A 19,443-nucleotide genomic window follows, 5' to 3' on the forward strand; every position below is an offset into this window, starting at 1 on the left:
GCGGGCTGGGAACAACACCTAGGGCACTTTGGCGGAATATCCGAGCCTCAATTTGTCTTTGAGGAGAGCAGATGTCCCACGTCCCGGCTCTCTCCGGCGTTACACCCGGGGCGTCTCGAATTCCATGAAAAGCAGCTCTTCGTCGTAGAATGTGTCGCCGACGCGCAGGGCCTTGCGCTCGATCCCATAGGGCCGGAAGCCGAGCTTGTGGTAGGTACGACGGGCGCCCGTGTTGGAAAGACCGACGGCCGCCTCGAGCACGATGACGTGTGCGGCCGCGTGGGTGACGACTTGCCGGACAAGGGCCTCGCCGAGCCCCTGCCCGCGCAGGTCCGGCTGGACATAGACACCCCACATCACGCCCTTGTGCCGGGCCTTCAGACGGCCCTGGACCGCGAAGCCCGCCATTCCGACGAGCCGCTCTCCGGACCAGCCCCCGAAGATCCGGCCGGGGCCGCTCTCGGGGATCATGGCGCGGAAATCGTCGAGGCTGCGGGCCACCTCCTCCTCATAGCTAGACCCGAAGGCCTCGGGCACACCGGCGAGCGCTTCCAGCCGCAGATCCCGGAAGGCCCGGGCATCGGACGGAACGAGAGGGCGCAGGGAAAGAGGCGGAGGGTTCGGTTGTGCCATGGGCCTGTGTGGAGTGACGAAGCGGAAAGGCGAGCTTGGCCCGTCCCGCGGCTCGCGATCAAGCCCACGCGGGGAACGAAAACTCAAGCTTCCCACAGATAGCGGATGTCGGGCTCCTTCTCGTCGTTCCCGGACCCGTCGGTGAATTCAGCCGGGACAAAGCCATGCCGCTCGTAGAAGCGCCGGGCCTGCGCGTTCTTCTGGAAGGTCCAGAGCTGGAGACGGCTGCTCCCCTCCCGCACGGCCTGCAGCAGGGCCGATCCGACGCCCCGAGAGTGCCAGGCGGGGTCCACATAGAGATGGTCGAGCCAATCGCCGCACAGAGCCGCATAGCCGATGAACTTTCCGTCCGCTTCCGCGAGCCAGACGATGCTTCGGGGAAGCACGAGGTCCCGGAAGAAGGCCAAGTCCTCCTCTGGCGTGTGGAGATCCGGCAGATAGGGAAGGCACGCCTCACGCACCGCACGGTGCAGCCGAGCCACCGCCGGCATATCGGCCGGAGCGGCGCGGCGCAGGAAGAAGCGCGAAGCTCCTTCGGTCACTCGGCCAGCACCCGCGTCGGCGGGAAGATCACCTCCACGAGGGTGCCCTCGTTGGGGCTGCTCGAAATCTGCAGCGCGCCCCGGTTCGCCTCGACCAAGGCCTTGGTCAGGGGCAGGCCGAGCCCCGTGCCGCCGCGCTTGCGTGCCGTTGCCAGCTGCCGGAACGGCTCGAGGGCGGCCTGGATCTCCTTCTCGGTCATGCCGATGCCGGTATCGCGGACCCGGAACGCCACCTCGCCCCGGTCGGTCAGGGCCGTGGAGACGATCACCTGCCCGCCCGCATCCGTAAACTTGATCGCATTCGACACGAGGTTGAGGACGATCTGGCGCATGGAGCGCTCGTCCGCCACCACGGGCGGCAGCTTCTCCGGAAAGCTGGTGCGCACGACGATCCGGTCCCGCGCCGCCTGGGGCTGCAGCAGCGTCACGCAGGCTGAGACGAGACCGTTCAGCCCCACACTCGTGAAGGCGAGCTCCATGCGCCCGGCCTCGACCTTGGCGAGGTCGAGCAGATCGTTCACAAGGCTGATGACATGCGCGCCGGAGGCGTGGATGTCCTTGAGATATTCCTTGTAGCGGTCGATGCCGACGGGCCCGAACCGCTCCTCCAGCATGACCTCGGCAAAGCCCAGAATGGCATTGAGGGGCGTGCGGATCTCGTGGCTGATCTTGGCGAGCAGGTCAGACTTCTGGGCGCTCGCCTCCTCGGCGGCGCGCTTGGCGCCCACGAGCTCGCCTTCCGCCTTCTTGAAGGCCGTGATGTCTCGCAGGACCGCGCAGAATTTCCGGCCCGGCCCGTCATGGACCCGGCCCATGGTCATGAAGAGCGGGATCGTTCCGCCCTGGCGCACCCGCCCCTGGACCTCGCGTCCGTCGTTGAGCAGGCTCTGGACGCCGGGCGAGCGCAAACCTTCGAGATAATCGAGGGCGACGATATGGCTTTCCGGCGCGAGGAGAACCGTGATCGCATCTCCCACCACCTCGCCCTGGTCGTAGCCGAACAGGGCCTCGGCCGAGCGGTTGAGGGACACGATGCGGCCGGTCTCGTCGAGAACGATCACTCCGTCGGTCGCGGTGTCGAGGATCGATTCCAGCTCCTGCATCCGGCCTTCGCGCAGGCGCAGCTCCGCCTCAAGAACCGGAAGACGACGGTCGGCCTCCGTGTCCTGGATCCGGCGGATCGTCATGAGATCGGCAGGTTCCCCGTTCCACTCGGCCTTGGCCCGGCGCACCTCGACCGGTACGCTCTCGCCCTGCCGGGTCGCAATCGCCCGGGGCGAGCCCTCCTGCTCCCGGCCGGAAGGCGCAGGAGAGCTGCCGAAAAGGCCCGCGATGCCGCCGGCCGCCAGATCGGCTCCGGTCTCGTGGCCGGCAAGGTCGAGCAGGCTGCGATTAGCGAACAGGATCTCGTTGCCCCGATGGACAAGCACGCCGATGGGCAGGCGGTCGAGCACCCTGTCCCCGTCGAGGGTCGGCGGGACCGCAGGCGCGGGCTCCGCTGGGGCCGGCTCCTGTTCGGATGCCGGCGGAGGCACGACGTCACGCGGCGGTTCCTCGGCCTCGAAACGCGCCCCGAGGGCGCGGGCAATCTCGCGGAAGGCGCTGCGCTCCGCATTCGACAGTCCCATTTCGGAACGGGCCGGAACAACGGAAGCTTCCGCAGGCGCGGGAATCTCCGGCGCAGCCTCGTCCGTCCCCAGCTCGGCCAGGGTTGCCGCGACCGTCTCGCGCAGGCGCTCGAACAGAACCTCGTCGTGGCTGCGGATTTCCTCAGCGGGGGACAGATCCGGCGCCCCTCCGTCCATCTGAGGATCCGGCTCGCTCTCCGTCGCTGGAGCGGCAGGCGCCGCCCGCTCGCGGACGGCGTCCATGCGCACAAGGCCGAAGCCCCTGAAGCCGACAAGCGTCCGCTGCGGTCCGAAGACCGGCATGCCGGCCCAATCGACCGGGACCTGTCGGTCGGAGCCGTCCATGTTCCACAGGATTGTCCGGGCGCTCCAGGTCTCGCGCCGCGCGAAGAGCGATGCGATCTCCTGGCCGGGATCCTCCGCGAGAGACCCTGCCACCTCGTCCCAGGTCATTCCAACGATGCGGGAGGATTCGGGGCCGACCGCCTCGGCCAGGCCCGCTGATACGTCCAGGAAGCGGGTCTCGGGATCGGTCCGCCAGACGAACCGGATCGGGCCGCGCCGGTCGCCGCTCTGCCTAGGCTCCTCCCCGGCTGCCGGATGCGTCTTTTCGGTCTGGGGTGCTTTCTCCCGAACAGGACGACCATAGGCGCGCGGAAGCGAGCCGACGACGGCCGTGACGAGGACGGTCTCGCCATCGAGATCCGTCAGTCGGCAGGCGCAGGTCACGGGCGGCGACAGGCCAGCCGGGTCGAGGCGCAGGCGTTCGAGCCGCGTCCCGTTCCTGGGGGCGAGACCGCCGCCCAAGGCCCTCAGGCGGCTCCTGGCCTGAAGGGCCGGAAAAACGACGCCGGTTTCATTAGCGAGGACCCACCGCAGGCCTGACGCGGCCGATGATGCCCAGAGGAGCCTATCTCCCGCCTGGCTCCAGACGAGCACGGCCGTCTCCGGCCCGGCGGGAAATGCCGAGGCCGGGTCGGCGGCAAGCCGCGCCAGCATTCTTTCGAACCGGTCCGGAGCACCCGTCATGAACGGCCTCGACCTTTCACTCCATTCGCCGCGGGACATAAAGCGGCGGCTTCGCATTATCGGATAATGGGGCCTGTGCCTGAACTCCTAAATCTCTTTACTTCGTGATAACCTTAATGAATAGGCACGGCCTTGATCTTGATTTTGCGCTGCACAATGTGATATTGCACTGCACAACAGCCTTAACAGGAGCGATCCATGGCGACCAACCAGACGACGGGTTACGAGATTCCGGAAGAGATGCGCGATTTCGCCGAAAAGAGCGTCGAGCAGGCCCGCAAGGCCATGGACGGCTTCCTCGGCGCCGCGCAGAAGACGGTCGATACCTTCGAGGGATCGGCGAACACCGCCCAGGCGAGCATGAAGGACGCGACCCGCAAGACCCTCACCTATGCGGAGCTGAACATCGCGGCCGCCTTCGACCTCGCGCAGAAGATGGTGCGGGCCAAGAACGTCCAGGAAGCCATGCAGTATCAGGCTGAGTTCGTGCGCTCGCAGGTCGAATCCATGCAGACCCAGATGCGCGAATTCGGCACCATGGCCCAATCGGCCATGAAGCACACCACCACCAAGAAGTAAGACCTGCCAAGCGAGGACGTGGCCATGGCCGACGCGAAGAAAGCACGCGCCCCGCGTGCCAGGAAGCAAGCCTCCGCCCCGAAGCCCGGGCCGGAACTCGCCCTTGAGACGGCGCGGAGCGAACCGGTCTCCGAGACTCATCCTGCCCATGCGGCTGTGGAAACCCCGCTCCAGTCTCACACGAGCACGGACCGGATGGGAGAGCCGATGCAGTTCTCCCGCTTCGGCCAGGAGCGCACGGAGGCTCTGAGGCATGCTTTGAGCGAGGCCGCCCTGGCCACCGCTCACGGTGCCCTCGAGGTCAACGACAAGATCATCGCGGCCATGCAGCGCCAGAGCGAGACCGCCATCGACCTGTGGCGCTCCGCCATCGACGCGCCGCATCCGGCGGAGGCGCTGCGCCTCCACACGGACAGGTCCCGCCAGGCCTATGAAGCGGCGACCGCCCAGTGGAAGGACATCGCGGAGGCGACGACGCGCTGGTTCCAGCGGAGCCTGGAGCCCTTCCACTCCGTGCTGGCCGACCGCACCCGCTGAGACCTGTGCCCGTGGGCCTCAGGGCCCGCGGCACCTGTTCCCCGCCGCCGGAACATGCAGTATGGCTCGGCCATGACCGGCCGTGCCCCTTCTCGTCCTGTTCCTGCCGTGATCGCCGTCGTCCTGCGCGGCGACCATGTGCTTCTCGTGCGGCGCGCCAACCCGCCCGATGCGGGCCTGTGGGGATTCCCGGGCGGCAAGATCGAATATGGCGAAACCGTCGCGGACGCTGCCCTGCGCGAACTGCAGGAGGAAACCGCCATTGCGGCGCAGGCGGGCGAGGTTCTCGCGACCCTCGACATTCTCGACCGCGACGAGGGCGGCCATCTCCGACACCACTACATCCTGATCGCCGTCCGCTGCATCCTCGTGTCCGGTGAGCCCCTGGCCGGGGACGATGCGCTCGAGGTGCGCTGGTTTCCGGTTTGTCAGCTCGATCCCGCGCGCCTGCCCATGAGCGCCGATGTAGACACGATCGCGCGCCTTGCGCTGCAGGCCTCACCGGCGTGACCGCCCGAGCCTTGCCGTTTGCCGAAACGAAAGGGCCCTGCCGGGAAGGCAGGGCCAAGGTCTCGTTGTCTCTCGCTTCCGGCCTTAAAGCCGTCGGGTCGACGCAATCTCCGCATGGGGAGCCCTTACGGTCAAGCTTTCCAGGCCCGCTATAGTTGATGAAAAGTAAACGTTTACAGATCGGAAAGCATATCGGTAAGTGAAACTTGGTAGTCTATTGCAATATTATTCACATCGCTCTTATCTTCCGCCCGACAGGCACTTCAAGCCTTGCGCTTTTGGTCCTCAAGCACGGAAAAAAGTGATGCGTACCTCTCTCCTTGGACTGATTACCGGAACTGCAGCCCTGGCCATCACGGCCGCGACCGCCCAGGCCGCCGACCTGCCCGCGCGTTATTCCCCTGCCCCGGCCTATGAAGCCATGCCGGCCTTCACCTGGACGGGCTTCTATGTGGGCGCGAATGTCGGCTACGGCTGGAGCACCGGCAGCAGCCGCTATTTCGATCCCGCCTTCGGCTATGCGGGCGGCGGCAAGAGCGGCGGCTTCGTAGGCGGCGGTCAGGCCGGCTACAATTACCAGTTCGGCATGTTCGTCCTCGGCGCCGAGACCGACATCCAGTACGCGGCCGTCGGCAACAAGGGTGCGTCCTACGGCCTGTACTATTATTCGGGCAATTCGGACGGCTATTTCGGCACGATCCGCGCTCGCGCCGGTGTCGCTTTCGACCGCGCCCTCGTCTATGCCACGGGCGGCTTCGCCTATGGCGATATCGGCGGCAACATGGCCTTCGATCCCCTACTCGGCTATCGCCGGAGCGACAGCACCCATGGCGGCTGGACCGTCGGCGGCGGCGTGGAATATGCCGTGTCGGGCAACATTTCGGCCAAGGTCGAGGGCCTTTACGTGAACCTCGATACGCGCAGCAACTATGTGGGCAGCGCCTACGGCGTGCGCCGCGACACCGAGTTCGGCGTCCTCCGGGCCGGCGTGAACTACAAGTTCAACTGACGCTTTTCGCGCTCAGGCAAAGACAGGGGCTCGGCATCGCCGGGCCCTTTTCCGTTTGGGGGACGCAAAACGGCAATCCTCCGGCAACCGAAGGCGCCTATGCTCCCGGGCGAATCCCCGCATCCGACCGGACGGCGGGCGTCCTGGAGGAGACTTTCGTGAAGAAGCTGGCTGCTGTCGCCGGACTGGCATTGCTGAGCGCCGGATGCGCCTATCCCCCGCCAGGGGAGCTGGCCATGACCTGCACCGACTATATCGGCCGGCCGATCTCGGACCGGATCGCCGCCTACGGACCGCCGCAGACGGTCGTGAGGCTCAGCCCCACGGAGGTCGGCTACACCTTCTTCACGAAGACGACGACCTATTCTGGGGGCGAGGTCTATTACACGACGAACTACATGGTGGGCGTCGATACTCATCGCATGCCGGTCTATGCGACCACGACCACCTGCCAGGGCACCTTCATCACCCGCGCCCTTTCTGACGCCATCCCGATCGAGCAGCGCATCATCGTGGATGTCAGGAACTAGAACGGTTCTTGCGCGCTGTCCTCTTTGCGGGCATGCCGCCCTCGCTTGATATGCCGGGACGGCAATCTCGCCCATTGGAACAGGTCGCTCGCATGATGAAGCCACGGCCCCTCGCCGGATATCTTCCCGCCGCAGCCCTGGCGCTCCTTGCGAGCGCCATCTGGCCGATCGCCAGCGCCTGGAGCCAGGAAGGTGAAGACAGCCCCTTTGCGGACGCGGACATGCAGCCGGGGCGGCAGGCCCGCTGCAGCGAGGTCGCTGCCCTGATCGAAGGACGGGAGACGGGGCAGCAGCGGGTGGATTTCAGCGTCGTCGGGAGCTTGGCCCTGGTCCATCACGACGGTACCCTCGCGTATCTCGGGCTCTGTGGAACACCGCCCGAGCCCAAGGTGCTTTGCGTGACCTACCAGACGAACGGCATGCAGGTGGGCGACAAGGTCATCGTCACGGGCGGCTTCAGCAAGCCCAGCCCTGATTACGTTCTTCTCGATCCTTGCCTGGCCTCGCGCCCCGAAGCGGGCGGCGAATAGGCGGCCTCATTCCCCGGCCTGGGAGATGGCGACCACATTCCGGCCCGACGCCTTGGCTTGGTAAAGCGCGAGGTCGGCGTCGCGGATGAGCCGGTTGACGGTCACGTTCCGGGCTGTGGCACAGCCGACGCTGACGGTGGCCGAAACCCGATGACCCAGGACGGTCTGGGCCGCGCCCGCGAAAGCCCGCCGGACCTCCTCCGCCAAAGCCTCGGCCTTCTGCCTTGGGATCGGAAGGATGGCGGCGAACTCCTCCCCGCCCATGCGGCCGAACGAGCCCTTCGGCAGGTGGGTGGCGAGAATCCGGCCGAACAGGGTCAGGATATGGTCGCCCACCTCGTGCCCGTAGCTGTCATTGACCTTCTTGAAATTATCGAGGTCGAAAAGCAGGCAGGTGGCGGCCTTGCCCTCCAGCCTGCGGAGCAGGTCAGTCGCATTGCGGAAGACGGCCCGCCGGTTCGGAATTCCCGTAAGGGGATCGACCAGGGCGGCCCGCTTATGCTCTTCCTCCACCTGCTCCTTCGCCATGGACAGGAACACGAAAGCCGCCACCGGCGTGAAGAGGACCAGGAACATCCCCATATTGGCGGACCACCGCATCACCAGCACGTCGATCCAGCCGATGCCTGTCGTCGCAAAGACCAGAATGCTCCGGAAGGCATGAAAAACCGTCAGGAGCAGCAGGAGCGCGATGGCCACCCGCTGGGAGACCAGCACCTGCCGCGCATGCCGCCACAACTCCCATGCGGAGAGAAGCGTGTAGAACTCGCAGATGAGAGACACGACCAGGAGCCGCATCTCGAACCGATCCTGGATGAGCGGAAACAGCGCGGTCCAGACGACCAGCCCCGGCAGGGTCACCAGAAAGAGACGGGAGCGCCCGTTGAAGGCCCGGCATCCCGCATAGAGGATGCCGTAGACCAGCGTCATGACGGCGTTCGACACATAGAGAACCGAGGGACTGACCGGCACTAGGCCGAGGCTGACGAGCCCCATGCCGAAAGGGACGAGGCAAAAGGCCGTCCCCCACAAGGCCAGCGCCTTGACGTTCCGGTTCAGGAGCCAGGAGAACAGCAGCAGCAGCCCGAGCACCCCCGTGAGGGTCAGGAAGGCGAAACCGAGGGTGGCGGGATCGAGCTTCATGAAATGGCGACACCGTCCCATGCCGGAGCGCCCGACCGTTGGTTCTCTCCGCTCCGGTTCGTCGCTCTCATGAATTGTCCCACCATCGGAAAGAATCCTCGAGGTAGCGAACAGGGCCCACAGCCTCGGGACTGTGCGTCATGTGCACGGAAATGATACCTTGCGCAACCGGAAGGCCCGCTTCTTGGCAGAAGAAGCCGCCCCAGATCTTGCACTCTCTTAACGAACTCTTTTCCCGACGGCCGCTTAAGCTTAGGTTTTTGCGGCCAGAGCACTGACTTACGTTATGTCATTCGGATTACACAGGAATGCGGATGCCACAGCTGCGGTCGCGGTGCCACCGAAGAACCGGATGCAAGCCCGATCGTTATCGTGGATGATGCCGTCTGGCGTCCGGCCCGGCGGCATCCTGCCGCGGGGTCTCGGCGCCCAACCTCAGCGAGTTTCATGAGCAGACAGACCAAGAGCGTCGCCATTCCGCCGAACGAGGCCGCCATCGTGACGGCGAGCAACATGACGGAGCTGGAGCTGGTTCTCCCGGATCTCAGCGACGATGATCTTCCCGAGATCCCGACCTTTCTCGTCGCCTGCGCCATGCGCTTCCACAGCGATCCGCAATTCGTCCAGGAGCAGCTCGACTGGCTGGCCCGGATGCGGGAAGCGGACGTGGACGAGGGGCTGAAGCCGGACGAGCTCAACGCCTCCAACGACGACTGACCTTTACGACCGCTTCCCCTGCTTCAACGCGAGGAGGCGTTGAGCCGCGATGCCACCGGGCGTCCCGGCGGAGACACGGTCGTGCAGCCGCTCGATCTGCTGCTGCTGGAGCCGCAGAAGAGCCTGCAAGCCGTCGATCCGGGCGCGGAGCAGACGGGCTTCGTGGAGCCGGTCGAGGACACCCGTGAGGGCGGGGCGTCCCGAGGCCTCGGTGGAATCGTTCATCGGTGCTGATGCAAGTGGACAGGAGGGACCCGAAGGCCCGCCATCATCTGACGCGAAATGAGGTAATTTGACGGCCACGCTTCCCCGAAGGGGCGGACGTTTCAGCGCAGATGACCGGAAGATGGTACAGCCGCCCCGGCTCGAACGGGGGACCCCCAGATCCACAATCTGGTGCTCTAACCAACTGAGCTACGGCTGCACACGGGGCAGGGTGTAATCGCCCGGGCGATCAATTTCAAGGCTTCTTTGCACCCGTCGCGTCAAAAACGAAACGGCGGGCCGAAGCCCGCCGCTTGATGGCCGTTTGGCCGGAAAAGAAGCCTTCCGGGCCTTATTCTGCAGAGGCGCCAGCGGCCTTGAGGACGGGCGTCCAGCGTGCCACCTCGGATTCCACGAGCTTCTGGAGCGCCGCGGGGGTACGCTCCTCCTTCGAGGGAATCACGCCGCCGAGGTCCAGGAGGCGCTTGCGGGTGTTCTCGTCGTCCAGGGACTTCACCAGGGCGTCGTTGAGCTTGGCCACGATTTCGGGCGGGGTGCCCTTGGGTGCGAACACGGCGTTCCAGGCGCTGACTTCATAATCCGGCAGGCCTGCCTCCTTCGTGGTCGGCACGTTCGGCAAAGCGGGCGAGCGCTCCGGCGTCGCGATGGCATAGGCCTTGATGTTGCCGCCGAGGATCTGCGGCGCGACGTTGACGATCTGGTCGGTCATGTAATCGACCGTGTTGGCCATCAGGTCGTTCAGGGCCGGGCCCGTGCCGCGATAGGCCACCATGGTGGGCTTCACCTTGACCACCGAGTTGAAGAAGATGCCGGTGGAATGGGACACGGAGCCCACGCCCGCATGGGCCATGTTCACCTTGTCGGCATTGGCCTTCATGTAGTCGAGGAAGCCCTTGAGGTCGTTGGCTGGGAAGTCCTTCTTGGCCACGATCACGATGGGCGTACCGGCCGCCAGGCCGATGGGCGCGAAGTCTTTGGCCGGGTCGTATTTCAGGTTCGGGTAGAGGGCCGGCGCGGCCCCATGGGTGCCCATGTGCCCCATCATGATCGTGTAGCCGTCGGGCTGGGACTGGGCGCCGCGGGTGATGCCGGTGGTGCCGCCGGCGCCCGCCACGTTCTCGATCACGATCTGCTGACCGAGAGTGCGGGACATGTGATCCCCGACGATGCGGGCGATCACGTCCGTGGGGCCGCCGGCCGCGAAGGGCACGATCATGGTGATCGGCCGCTGCGGATAGTTGCCTTGCGCCTGGGCGCCGGTGGCCGCAAGGGCAAGGCCGGCCGCAAGGGTCAGTGCGATTTTCTTCATGGTTTCCTCCGTCTAACGCAGTTCCTTGGCTTTGTTATTATGGAACAGCGGGCCAATCCGGCCAGCTATTCGGTGAACACTTCGTCCCTCCCCTTCCGGATCGAGGGCAGCAGCGCCACGACCAGCATGACCACGGCCACCAGAAGCAGCACGCCGCTGACCGGACGGTCGATGAAGGTCTCGAGCGAGCCCCGCGACAGGATGAGCGCCCGGCGCAGATTTTCCTCCAAAAGCTTGCCCAGCACGAAGCCGAGAAGCATGGGAGCAGGCTCGAAGCCGAACTTGATCAGCAGGTATCCGACGATCCCGAAGAACCCGATGAACATCACGTCCGTCGGCAGGGAATTGATGGAATAGATGCCAATGCAGCAGAACATCAGGATCGCCGGGAACATCAGGTGGTACGGCACCTTGAGCAGCCGCACCCACATGCCCACCATCGGCAGGTTGATGACGAGCAGCATCAGGTTGCCGACCCACATGGAAGCGATCATGCCCCAGAAGAGCTCAGGATTGCGGGTCATCACCTGCGGCCCCGGCACGATGCCGTGGATCGTCATGGCACCGACCATGAGGGCCATCACGGCATTCGGCGGAATGCCGAGGGTCAGGAGCGGGATGAAGGAGGTCTGTGCCCCCGCATTGTTGGCGGATTCAGGCCCCGCGACCCCCTCGATGGCGCCGCGCCCGAAGCGGCTCGGATCCTTCGCGAGCTTCTTCTCGATCGTGTAGGACGCGAACGGCCCGAGCACCGCCCCGTTGCCCGGCAGGATGCCGAGGATGGCGCCGATGAAGGTGCCGCGCAGCACGGGCTTATAGGATTGCCGGAAGTCCTCCCGGTTCGGCAGGAGACGGCCGATGGCCTGGCGGACCACGTCCCGGGTCTCCGTATGGTCGAGGTTGCGCAGGATCTCGGCAATGCCGAAGACGCCCATGGCGAGCACCGCGAAATCGATGCCGTCGATCAGGAATGGAAGCCCCAGGGTCATGCGCTCCTCGCCCGTCTCCAGGTCGAGGCCGACCGTGGAGAGGAGAACGCCGACCAGGATCATCGCGATGGCCTTGAGGATCGACCCGCGGGCTAGGACCACGGCGAAGACCAGGCCCATGACCATGAGGGAGAAATACTCGGCCGGGCCGAAGATAAGGGCGAGGCTCGTGAGCGGCGCGCCGAGGGCCGCGATGACGACGGTCGCGACCGTGCCGGCGAAGAACGACCCGATGGCCGCGATCCCGAGCGCGATGCCTGCGCGGCCCTGGCGTGCCATCTGGTGGCCGTCGAGGGTGGTGACCACGGAGGTCGCCTCACCCGGGATGTTCACCAGGATCGCCGTGGTCGAGCCGCCATACTGCGCGCCGTAATAGATGCCCGCCAGCATGATCAGGGCGCCGACAGGGTCGAGCCCGAAGGTGATCGGCAGCAGCATCGCGATGGTCGCGATGGGGCCGACGCCCGGCAGGACCCCGATGAGGGTGCCCACGAGGCAGCCGAGGAAGGCGAGCCCAAGATTCTGGAACGACAGCGCGACGCCGAAGCCGAGGCTCAGATTGGAGACCAGATCTCCCATGTCAGATCTCCTCGGGCTGCGTGACGACGTCGATCTTGCCGTCCTTACGGCGCCCGCCGGAGATGTGGATCACCACGGCGGCCACGGCCATGAGGGCGGCAAGGACCCGCAGAATGGTCTTCTGCGACCATCCGTCGGGCATGAGGCCGGCGAGGCTCTGGGGGAAGACCGGGATCGGCAGGTTGAGAAGGTCCCCGAACAGCACCATGCAGAAGGGCGTGAGCCCGAAGGCCAGGACCAGGAGCGGCCGGAGCTGGACCTCCGGGGCCGCATAACCGCCGATGATGATGGCGAGTGGCCCCGCCACGATCATGCCGAGGCCCGGAATGGAGACGGGCCCGAGGCTGAAGGGCCGGATCGTTACAGCGAAGGCCAGAATGGCCACCACCACGAAGAAGGGACCGCGCAGGCTCCAGGCCTCGAGAGGCTCTCCGTCCTTCAGGAAGGCAGCCACCAGAAGAGCGATGCCGCACAGGCCCACCCCATAGGCCAGCCAGTCCGGGAGCATGCCTGGACCCATCGCGTTCAGGTGCCCCTGGGACAGGCCCCGTGTGAGCCAGAGCGCCAGCCCGGCGAGAAACACCAGAGACAATCCGGCAGCGAGATTCTGCGGCGAGCGAACCGGCCCGCGGCGGTCCCGACCGCCCTCCTCAGACATGGACATTCGGCCTCCCGATAGGGCGCATTTACGGGGCGCCCGTTGTTCTTCACGTTCGATTTGTGCCCAAACCGGGACCCGGGATCAACCAATCCGGCAAAGTTTTCAAGGGATTTGACCCTCCGGTCCAGCCTATTGGGCGTAAGACCTTCGGCCAATCCGGAGATCCGGACTGGCACAGCCGGAACTTTCGGCAATTTAGTTCTTTGCAATCCGGCAGCTCATATATACCTAAGCACCCGCATTCCTCGACACGCGTTCAAGAAGATCTCCAGGACAGGCGCATGGACTATTTTCTCTCAAGCACATTTCTCCTGTCCCTGCTTCAGGTCATCTGGATCGACATCCTGCTTTCGGGCGACAACGCGGTCGTCATTGCCATGGCCTGTCGCTCGCTGCCGCCTCATCAGCGCAAGCTCGGCATCGTGCTCGGCGCCAGCGTCGCGGTCGGTCTCCGGATCCTCTTCGCGCTCGTGATCTCCTACCTCCTCGGCGTGCCCTACCTGCGCATCGCGGGCGGGCTCCTGCTGTTCTGGATCGCCCTCAAGCTGATCCAGGGCGAGGACGAGGACGGCCACGAGGTGAAGGCGAGCGACTCGCTCTGGAAGGCCGTGCGCACCATCGCGATCGCGGATGCCGTGATGAGCCTCGACAACGTGGTCGCCATCGCGGCCGCCTCGCGGGGCCACCCGGAGCTGTTCATCTTCGGCCTGCTCCTGTCGATCCCGCTCATCATGGTCGGCGCCTCGCTGATCACGAGCCTGCTCACCCGCTTCCCCATCTTCATCTGGGCGGGCGCGGCGCTGCTGGGCTACATCGCGGCCGAGATGATCGTCACGGATCCGGTCATCCTGGGCTGGCTGGCCGCCGGCTATCCGCAGCTCGTCCTGCCCGATCCGGGCCATCCGCCGCTCGACCTCAAGCCGGTCGGGATGGTGTTCTACGGCGCTGCCGCCATCGGGGCCCTGTTCGTGATCGCGGGCGGATGGCTGCTCGGCCGCAGCACGGGCCGGAAGGAAGCCGGGACCTGAAAACCTGACGTGAAGATCGATTCTGGAAGGGAGTTGCCCTTCCGGGATCGGACCTGATGTTCTCACCCCAAGGATCCGGTTGACGCGGGCGGAGCCGGCAGGCACACAACACCGCAAGCCGCCCCGTCACGCCCATGTCCTCATCCCGCCCGTCCTTTTCCGTTTCCGGCCTCAGACTGGGTGCCCGCGCCGCTCTTCCGGCGTTTCCGGGCTTCATCGTCTTCTCCATGGCCTTCGGGACGGCAGCCGCGCAGAAGGGCCTTTCGCTCGGCGAGACCCTGGGCCTGAGCGCCTTCGTCTATGCGGGCGCGTCCCAGATGGTGGGGCTCGAGATCTGGCAGAAAGTCTGGTCGCCCGCGACGATCCTGGCGATCATGACCGTCACGGCGGTCGTCAATGCGCGCATGATCCTGCTCGGAGCGACCCTGCAGCCCTGGCTCAGGCACGAACCCCTGCCCCGCACGGCTCTCAACCTTTTCCTCGTGACAGAGGCGGGCTGGCTCATCAGCACCCGCTATCAAAGCGAAGGCGGGCGCGACACGGGCCTGCTGCTCGGTTGCGGGGTGACGCTCTGGCTCGTGTGGCTCGCCTCGACCTTCACGGGCTATTTCGCCGGCGCGCTCGTTCCCGAGCCCCGTCGCTTCGGCCTCGACCTCGTCATGCCGGTCTTCTTCAGCGTGATGCTCGTGCCCCTATGGAAGGGCGCACGCCACGCCCTGCCCTGGCTCGTGGCCGGGCTCGTCTCCGTCGCGGTTCATGCGTTCGTGCCGGGCTATTTCTTCATCGTCGCCGGAGCCCTGGCGGGCGTCATCGCCGGGATGCTGCTCGAATGACCGGCTTCGAGGCTCTTGCGGCAGGCCCCTGGGGCTCCGCCCTCGCGATCGCCGCCATGGCACTCGCCACCTATCTGTGCCGGATCGCGGGCGCGGCCGTCATGAGCCGTGTGGCGATCACGCCTCGCATGGAACGGGGCCTGCGCGCCCTGCCCGGCTCGATCATCCTGGCGACCGTCCTGCCCATGACCCTCGACAGCGGGCCGCCGGCCTTCGTGGCCATTGCGGCCGGTGTCGTCGTGATGATGCTCACCCGGATCGAGCTCGCCGGGCTCGCGGCCGGGCTAGGCACCCTCAGCCTCATCCGGGCGCTGGGATTCTGAGGTCCGCTTCAGCCGCAGGCGGATGCGATAGGACAGCCCGTCCCTGACATTGCGATAGGCATCGAGGACCTGCTCGCGGGACCCCTGGACGATGGTCGGGTCCGGCGTCGGCCAGTATTCGACCTCGGCCGCGATGGTGCGGGTCAGTTCGAGAGCGGCATGGTGGGCCTCCGGCGAGAGGGAGATGATGAGGTCGAAATTGAGCCCCTCCCACTCCTCCAGTTCGTGCAGGGTGCGCGGCTTGTGGCGGCTGCCGTCGATGCCGATCTCGTCGAGGATGGCGGCCGTGAAGCCGTCGGGCTCCCCTTTCCGCACTCCGGCGGACTGGACGTAGATCGACTGCCCGAAATAGTGGCGCGCAATGGCCTCGGCCATGGCGGATCGCACCGCGTTCATGGCGCAGACGAACAGGACGGAGTGAACCCGCTTGGGCCGCGCCTCCGTCACCATCAGCCTTTCCAATGGAGCGCGAAGATCAGCGTGAAGATGCGCCGCGCCGTATCGAAATCGAGGACGAGCTTGCCGTCGAGGCGCTTCATCAGAAGTTCGGCCGCCTCGTTGTGCAGGCCGCGGCGCCCCATGTCGATAGCCTCGATCTGTGCCGCGGAGGCCTCGCGGATCGCCCGGTAATAGCTGTCGCAGATCATCTGGTAGTCGCGGATCGTCCGGCGGAAGGGCGTCAGCGAAAGATGGTGGGTGACGAGGGGCGTCCCGTCCTGGGCCCTCACCTCGAGACAGAGCTTCTTCTCGACAAGGCCGATCTGGAGCAGGTAGGGCCCCCCTCGTAGTGGGGCAGCGCGAAGAAGTTCTCCTCCAGGATGTCGTAGATCGCGATGGCGCGCTCATGCTCCTGGTCCGGGTTGCCCCGGCCGATGGAGGCCTCGTCGAGCGTGACGGCGACCAACCGGCATCGCTCGTTCCCTTCGCTCGCCATGCGACCTCCGATCCGTCACAGGTTCAGGCGGATCGCCACCGATCGCGCATGCCCCTCCAGCCCCTCCGACCGTCCGAGTGCGATGGCGGCCGGCCCGAGCGCCCGCAGCGCGCCCGGGTCGCATTTCAGGATCGAGGTCCGCTTCATGAAGTCAAGCACCCCGAGGCCGGATGAGAACCGGGCGGAACGGGCGGTGGGCAGCACGTGGTTGGGCCCGCCCACATAATCACCGATAGCCTCGGGCGTGTGGCTGCCGAGGAAGATCGAGCCCGCATTGCGGACTTTGGACGCCAGGGCCTCCGGATCCGCGGTCTCGATCTCCAGGTGCTCGGGGGCGAGCCGGTCCACCAGCGGGACCGCATCGTCGAGGCGTCCCACGAGGATGATCGCCCCGTAATCGCGCCAGCTCGCGCCCGCGATATCGGCCTTCGGCAGGGTCTCGAGCTGGCGCAGGACGGCAGCCTCCACCGCATCGGCCAGGGCCGGGCTGTCGGTCACGAGGATCGACTGGGCGACAGGATCGTGCTCGGCCTGGGCCAGGAGATCGGCCGCGACCCAGTCGGGATTCGCGTGTGCGTCGGCCAGGATGAGCACCTCCGAGGGCCCGGCGATCATGTCGATGCCGACCTGCCCGAAGACCCGGCGCTTGGCGGCCGCCACATAGGCGTTGCCCGGGCCGACGATCTTGCTCACGGGCCGGATCGTGCCCGTGCCGTAGGCCAGGGCCGCCACGGCCTGCGCGCCGCCGACGCGGAAAATCTCATCGACGCCCGCGAGCCGCGCGGCCGCAAGGACGAGCGGATTCGTCTCGCCCCGCGGGGTCGGCACCACCATGGCGACACGCGGCACGCCCGCGACTTTGGCCGGAACCGCGTTCATCAGCACGGAGGACGGGTAGCTTGCCCGCCCGCCGGGCACGTAGAGACCGACGGATTCGATGGCGGTCCAGCGCCAGCCGAGCGTCACGCCCACCGAGTCGGTGGTCATGGAATCGTGCGGGCGCTGGGCTCGGTGATAGGTTTCGATCCGCTCCTTCGCGAGCGCCAGGGCCTCGAGCGTCTCGCGCTCACACTGCGCCTCGGCGGCATCGATCTCGGCCTCCGAGATCCGCAAAGTGCCGGGGCTGAGATCGAGATGGTCGAAGCGCCGCGTATAGTCGATCAGTGCATCGTCGCCGCGGGCGACCACGTCGTCGATGATGGTGCGGACGGCCTGGTCCACATCCTCCGAGACCTCCCGCTTGGCGGCGAGCAGGGCCGCGAAGGCCTGCGGAAACGCGGCATCCCGCGCGTCGAGCCTCTGAGCCATCACACCGGCCCCGCCGCCGGCGTCTCGTCATGCGTGGGCCGGTTCTCGGCGGCCCAGACGGGTCCTAGATCTTTCATCTGCATCTCGATGCAATCCACGTCGACCTGAATGGCCCCGCCTTCGGCGAAGATCAAGGTGGCCGTGCCCGAAGGCGCATTGGTCTCCTCGAATGAGATGGCCAGGAGGTTGAGCACAGCGTCCTTGTTCGTCTGGTCGATGCCGCGCACGCGCACGCCCTTGACCTGCTGGAAATGCATCCCGGTCAGGCGCCGCTGGGGCGGAGTGTCGGAGCGCGACTCCCAATCAAAGCGGCGCGCCACGATGGCGAAGCAGCGCTCCTTCGGCAGATAGGCGATATCGCCCACCCGGACGACAGCATCCTGAAGATGCATCGAGATGACCGTGAGGTCTTCCGGGTCGAGCGCGACGAGTTTCAGGAGATCCATGGGCCTTGAACCTGTTGCTGAAGCCTTGACGGCTAGGTAGAGAGCCCATGCGCCAAGCGCAACCTCCGGCCGGATATCTCCGGTCGCGCTCAGCCCCTCAGCCGCTCGATATCGGCTCCGCAGCGTGCGAGCTTGCTCTCCAGGGCCTCGAAGCCCCGGTCGAGATGGTAGACCCGGTTGATCGTCGTCTCGCCTTCCGCCGCCAGGCCGCCGATCACCAGGGATACGGAGGCGCGCAGGTCCGTCGCCATCACGGGCGCGCCCTTGAGGGTCGGCACCCCTTCCACATAGGCGCTGTCCCCGTCGAGGCGGATCCGGGCGCCGAGGCGGGCCAGCTCCTGCACGTGCATGAACCGGTTCTCGAAGATGGTCTCGCGGATGCGCGACGTGCCGCTGGCCCGGGTCATGAGAGCCATGAACTGGGCCTGCAGGTCGGTGGGGAAGCCCGGGAACGGGTCCGTGGTCACGTCGACCGGCTGGATCCCATTGCCGTTGCGCCGCACGCGGATGCCGCCCACGTAGGGGGTCACCTCGGCGCCCGCCTGGCCCAGCACGTCGAGGGCGAATTGCAGGAGCTCCGGCCGGGTATTTTCGAGGATGATGTCACCGCCCGTCATGGCGACCGCCATGGCATAGGTGCCGGTCTCGATCCGATCCGGCAGCACGTCGTGAGACGCGCCGCCAAGGCGGGCGACGCCCTCCACGACGATCTCGGACGTGCCGGCGCCCTGGATCTTGGCGCCCATCTTCACGAGGCATTCGGCCAGATCGACCACCTCGGGCTCCCGGGCAGCGTTGCGGATCACGGTCGTGCCCTGCGCGAGGGTCGCGGCCATGAGCGCCACATGGGTGCCGCCGACCGTCACTTTCGGGAAGTCGATCTCGGCGCCCCGGAGGCCCTTCGGGGCGGTCGCCACCACGTAGCCGCTGTCGATCTCGATGGCGGCGCCAAGCTTGGCCAGGGCCATGATGAGGAGGTCCACCGGGCGGGTCCCGATGGCGCAGCCGCCCGGCATGGAGACCTTGGCATGGCCGAACCGGGCCAGGAGGGGCGCGATGACCCAGAAGCTCGCCCGCATGGTGGAGACGAGCTCATAGGGCGCGCAGGTGTCGATGACGGATTTCGCCGTGAGGCGGATCGTCTGGCCGGTCTGGGTCGATTCGCCCGGGCGCCGTCCCGCGATCATGTGATCGACGCCGAAATTGCTCATGATCCGCAGGAGGGACGAGATGTCGGCCAGGCGCGGCACGTTGCCGAGTTCCAGGGTTTCGTCCGTCAGGAGGCTGGCGATCATTAGAGGCAGGGCCGCGTTCTTGGCACCTGAGATCGGAATCGAGCCTGTGAGAGGCGCGCCGCCCCGGATTCGAATGCGGTCCATGAAGATCCCCTTGTTACGACCCTTATGCGACCTATGCCGCCC

The 19,443-nt window shown here is 66.3% G+C and carries 22 protein-coding genes, 1 tRNA gene and 1 pseudogene; 10 read left to right on the top strand and 14 right to left on the bottom strand.

The window, feature by feature from the left end; all coding sequences use genetic code 11:
- Positions 1 to 99 precede the first annotated feature (99 nt).
- The 3 genes from C4E04_RS16240 to C4E04_RS16250 all read right to left on the bottom strand — a co-directional run bounded on the left by C4E04_RS16240 (position 100) and on the right by C4E04_RS16250 (position 3,832).
- Positions 100 to 633: a GNAT family N-acetyltransferase gene (locus C4E04_RS16240; RefSeq protein WP_109599023.1), complete on the bottom strand. Its 534-nt coding sequence runs from the start codon at positions 631 to 633 to the stop codon at positions 100 to 102.
- Positions 634 to 716: 83 nt separating this feature from the next.
- Positions 717 to 1,175 carry a GNAT family N-acetyltransferase gene (locus C4E04_RS16245; protein WP_245416129.1) on the bottom strand — a complete coding sequence of 153 codons (459 nt, stop codon included), beginning with the start codon at positions 1,173 to 1,175 and terminating at the stop codon, positions 717 to 719.
- Positions 1,172 to 3,832 carry an ATP-binding protein gene (locus C4E04_RS16250; RefSeq protein ID WP_174219285.1) on the bottom strand — a complete coding sequence of 887 codons (2,661 nt, stop codon included), beginning with the start codon at positions 3,830 to 3,832 and terminating at the stop codon, positions 1,172 to 1,174. Before C4E04_RS16250 ends, C4E04_RS16245 begins: the two co-directional genes overlap by 4 nt.
- A 198-nt stretch (positions 3,833 to 4,030) precedes the next feature.
- Between C4E04_RS16250 and C4E04_RS16255 the strand changes: the two genes are divergently transcribed.
- From C4E04_RS16255 to C4E04_RS16280, 6 genes are all read left to right on the top strand, one after another.
- A complete protein-coding gene (locus C4E04_RS16255) occupies positions 4,031 to 4,411 on the top strand; it encodes a phasin (protein WP_109599025.1) in 381 nt (126 codons plus the stop codon).
- A gap of 24 nt (positions 4,412 to 4,435) precedes the next feature.
- A complete protein-coding gene (locus C4E04_RS16260) occupies positions 4,436 to 4,948 on the top strand; it encodes a phasin family protein (protein WP_109599027.1) in 513 nt (170 codons plus the stop codon).
- Positions 4,949 to 5,020: 72 nt separating this feature from the next.
- Positions 5,021 to 5,458: an NUDIX hydrolase gene (locus C4E04_RS16265; protein ID WP_210204580.1), complete on the top strand. Its 438-nt coding sequence runs from the start codon at positions 5,021 to 5,023 to the stop codon at positions 5,456 to 5,458.
- A gap of 304 nt (positions 5,459 to 5,762) precedes the next feature.
- Entirely contained in the window at positions 5,763 to 6,467 is a 705-nt protein-coding gene (locus C4E04_RS16270) for an outer membrane protein (protein WP_109599031.1), read from the top strand.
- 158 nt (positions 6,468 to 6,625) lie between these two features.
- Positions 6,626 to 6,997 (top strand): hypothetical protein, encoded by a 372-nt coding sequence (locus C4E04_RS16275; protein WP_109599033.1) that lies wholly within the window; start codon positions 6,626 to 6,628, stop codon positions 6,995 to 6,997.
- 92 nt (positions 6,998 to 7,089) lie between these two features.
- Positions 7,090 to 7,527 carry a hypothetical protein gene (locus C4E04_RS16280; protein WP_109599035.1) on the top strand — a complete coding sequence of 146 codons (438 nt, stop codon included), beginning with the start codon at positions 7,090 to 7,092 and terminating at the stop codon, positions 7,525 to 7,527.
- Between the two features lie 6 nt (positions 7,528 to 7,533).
- On the opposite strand, the gene C4E04_RS16285 is transcribed toward C4E04_RS16280, so the two are convergent.
- Entirely contained in the window at positions 7,534 to 8,670 is a 1,137-nt protein-coding gene (locus tag C4E04_RS16285) for a GGDEF domain-containing protein (RefSeq protein ID WP_162559431.1), read from the bottom strand.
- A 447-nt stretch (positions 8,671 to 9,117) separates the two neighbouring features.
- Here C4E04_RS16285 and C4E04_RS16290 point away from each other — a divergent pair, with 447 nt between their 5' ends.
- On the top strand, positions 9,118 to 9,387 hold the full coding sequence (locus C4E04_RS16290; RefSeq protein ID WP_109599039.1) for a hypothetical protein: 270 nt from the start codon (positions 9,118 to 9,120) through the stop codon (positions 9,385 to 9,387).
- Between the two features lie 3 nt (positions 9,388 to 9,390).
- Here C4E04_RS16290 and C4E04_RS20965 read toward each other — a convergent pair whose 3' ends face one another.
- The 5 genes from C4E04_RS20965 to C4E04_RS16315 form a co-directional block, all read right to left on the bottom strand.
- Entirely contained in the window at positions 9,391 to 9,612 is a 222-nt protein-coding gene (locus C4E04_RS20965; RefSeq protein WP_162559432.1) for a hypothetical protein, read from the bottom strand.
- 122 nt (positions 9,613 to 9,734) lie between these two features.
- A tRNA-His gene (locus C4E04_RS16300) sits at positions 9,735 to 9,811 on the bottom strand.
- Between the two features lie 132 nt (positions 9,812 to 9,943).
- On the bottom strand, positions 9,944 to 10,921 hold the full coding sequence (locus C4E04_RS16305; RefSeq protein ID WP_109599043.1) for a tripartite tricarboxylate transporter substrate binding protein BugD: 978 nt from the start codon (positions 10,919 to 10,921) through the stop codon (positions 9,944 to 9,946).
- Between the two features lie 65 nt (positions 10,922 to 10,986).
- Positions 10,987 to 12,489: a tripartite tricarboxylate transporter permease gene (locus C4E04_RS16310; protein WP_109599045.1), complete on the bottom strand. Its 1,503-nt coding sequence runs from the start codon at positions 12,487 to 12,489 to the stop codon at positions 10,987 to 10,989.
- Position 12,490: 1 nt separating this feature from the next.
- The gene (locus tag C4E04_RS16315; RefSeq protein ID WP_109599047.1) at positions 12,491 to 13,153 is read right to left on the bottom strand and encodes a tripartite tricarboxylate transporter TctB family protein; all 663 of its coding nucleotides are present in this window, start codon (positions 13,151 to 13,153) and stop codon (positions 12,491 to 12,493) included.
- Between the two features lie 278 nt (positions 13,154 to 13,431).
- Between C4E04_RS16315 and C4E04_RS16320 the strand changes: the two genes are divergently transcribed.
- The 3 genes from C4E04_RS16320 (at position 13,432) to C4E04_RS16330 (ending at position 15,334) form a co-directional block, all read left to right on the top strand.
- Positions 13,432 to 14,178: a TerC family protein gene (locus C4E04_RS16320; protein ID WP_109599049.1), complete on the top strand. Its 747-nt coding sequence runs from the start codon at positions 13,432 to 13,434 to the stop codon at positions 14,176 to 14,178.
- A 134-nt stretch (positions 14,179 to 14,312) separates the two neighbouring features.
- A complete protein-coding gene (locus C4E04_RS16325) occupies positions 14,313 to 15,011 on the top strand; it encodes an AzlC family ABC transporter permease (RefSeq protein WP_109599051.1) in 699 nt (232 codons plus the stop codon).
- Positions 15,008 to 15,334, top strand: coding sequence for an AzlD family protein (locus C4E04_RS16330; RefSeq protein ID WP_109599053.1), 327 nt, complete (start codon positions 15,008 to 15,010; stop codon positions 15,332 to 15,334). Before C4E04_RS16325 ends, C4E04_RS16330 begins: the two co-directional genes overlap by 4 nt.
- Here C4E04_RS16330 and C4E04_RS16335 read toward each other — a convergent pair.
- The 5 genes and pseudogenes from C4E04_RS16335 to murA form a co-directional block, all read right to left on the bottom strand.
- Positions 15,296 to 15,784 (bottom strand): low molecular weight phosphatase family protein, encoded by a 489-nt coding sequence (locus C4E04_RS16335; RefSeq protein WP_109599056.1) that lies wholly within the window; start codon positions 15,782 to 15,784, stop codon positions 15,296 to 15,298. The two genes, C4E04_RS16330 and C4E04_RS16335, sit on opposite strands and share 39 nt — an antisense overlap.
- A pseudogene (locus C4E04_RS16340) lies at positions 15,784 to 16,268 on the bottom strand (UPF0262 family protein). Before C4E04_RS16340 ends, C4E04_RS16335 begins: the two are co-directional and overlap by 1 nt.
- A 15-nt stretch (positions 16,269 to 16,283) precedes the next feature.
- The gene (gene hisD, locus C4E04_RS16345; RefSeq protein WP_109599058.1) at positions 16,284 to 17,576 is read right to left on the bottom strand and encodes a histidinol dehydrogenase; all 1,293 of its coding nucleotides are present in this window, start codon (positions 17,574 to 17,576) and stop codon (positions 16,284 to 16,286) included.
- Positions 17,576 to 18,022: a DUF2948 family protein gene (locus C4E04_RS16350; protein ID WP_109599060.1), complete on the bottom strand. Its 447-nt coding sequence runs from the start codon at positions 18,020 to 18,022 to the stop codon at positions 17,576 to 17,578. The genes hisD and C4E04_RS16350 overlap by 1 nt, the downstream gene beginning before the upstream one ends.
- Positions 18,023 to 18,111: 89 nt before the next feature.
- Positions 18,112 to 19,401 carry a UDP-N-acetylglucosamine 1-carboxyvinyltransferase gene (gene murA, locus C4E04_RS16355; protein WP_109599062.1) on the bottom strand — a complete coding sequence of 430 codons (1,290 nt, stop codon included), beginning with the start codon at positions 19,399 to 19,401 and terminating at the stop codon, positions 18,112 to 18,114.
- Between the last annotated feature and the right edge of the window lie 42 nt (positions 19,402 to 19,443).

Origin of the sequence: Microvirga sp. 17 mud 1-3 (genome assembly GCF_003151255.1) — a bacterium.
Lineage (GTDB): Bacteria > Pseudomonadota > Alphaproteobacteria > Rhizobiales > Beijerinckiaceae > Microvirga.

Coding starts and splice junctions, on each gene's coding strand:
- C4E04_RS16350 (WP_109599060.1), bottom strand. CDS start 18,022: ATGGATCTCCTGAAACTCGTCGCGCTCGACCCGGAAGACCTCACGGTC.
- C4E04_RS16290 (WP_109599039.1), top strand. CDS start 9,118: ATGAGCAGACAGACCAAGAGCGTCGCCATTCCGCCGAACGAGGCCGCC.
- C4E04_RS16280 (WP_109599035.1), top strand. CDS start 7,090: ATGATGAAGCCACGGCCCCTCGCCGGATATCTTCCCGCCGCAGCCCTG.
- C4E04_RS16260 (WP_109599027.1), top strand. CDS start 4,436: ATGGCCGACGCGAAGAAAGCACGCGCCCCGCGTGCCAGGAAGCAAGCC.
- C4E04_RS16320 (WP_109599049.1), top strand. CDS start 13,432: ATGGACTATTTTCTCTCAAGCACATTTCTCCTGTCCCTGCTTCAGGTC.
- C4E04_RS16330 (WP_109599053.1), top strand. CDS start 15,008: ATGACCGGCTTCGAGGCTCTTGCGGCAGGCCCCTGGGGCTCCGCCCTC.
- C4E04_RS16265 (WP_210204580.1), top strand. CDS start 5,021: ATGACCGGCCGTGCCCCTTCTCGTCCTGTTCCTGCCGTGATCGCCGTC.
- C4E04_RS16285 (WP_162559431.1), bottom strand. CDS start 8,670: ATGAAGCTCGATCCCGCCACCCTCGGTTTCGCCTTCCTGACCCTCACG.
- C4E04_RS16250 (WP_174219285.1), bottom strand. CDS start 3,832: ATGACGGGTGCTCCGGACCGGTTCGAAAGAATGCTGGCGCGGCTTGCC.
- C4E04_RS16335 (WP_109599056.1), bottom strand. CDS start 15,784: ATGGTGACGGAGGCGCGGCCCAAGCGGGTTCACTCCGTCCTGTTCGTC.
- hisD (WP_109599058.1), bottom strand. CDS start 17,576: ATGGCTCAGAGGCTCGACGCGCGGGATGCCGCGTTTCCGCAGGCCTTC.
- C4E04_RS16305 (WP_109599043.1), bottom strand. CDS start 10,921: ATGAAGAAAATCGCACTGACCCTTGCGGCCGGCCTTGCCCTTGCGGCC.
- C4E04_RS16315 (WP_109599047.1), bottom strand. CDS start 13,153: ATGTCCATGTCTGAGGAGGGCGGTCGGGACCGCCGCGGGCCGGTTCGC.
- murA (WP_109599062.1), bottom strand. CDS start 19,401: ATGGACCGCATTCGAATCCGGGGCGGCGCGCCTCTCACAGGCTCGATT.
- C4E04_RS16240 (WP_109599023.1), bottom strand. CDS start 633: ATGGCACAACCGAACCCTCCGCCTCTTTCCCTGCGCCCTCTCGTTCCG.
- C4E04_RS20965 (WP_162559432.1), bottom strand. CDS start 9,612: ATGAACGATTCCACCGAGGCCTCGGGACGCCCCGCCCTCACGGGTGTC.
- C4E04_RS16270 (WP_109599031.1), top strand. CDS start 5,763: ATGCGTACCTCTCTCCTTGGACTGATTACCGGAACTGCAGCCCTGGCC.
- C4E04_RS16325 (WP_109599051.1), top strand. CDS start 14,313: ATGTCCTCATCCCGCCCGTCCTTTTCCGTTTCCGGCCTCAGACTGGGT.
- C4E04_RS16255 (WP_109599025.1), top strand. CDS start 4,031: ATGGCGACCAACCAGACGACGGGTTACGAGATTCCGGAAGAGATGCGC.
- C4E04_RS16310 (WP_109599045.1), bottom strand. CDS start 12,489: ATGGGAGATCTGGTCTCCAATCTGAGCCTCGGCTTCGGCGTCGCGCTG.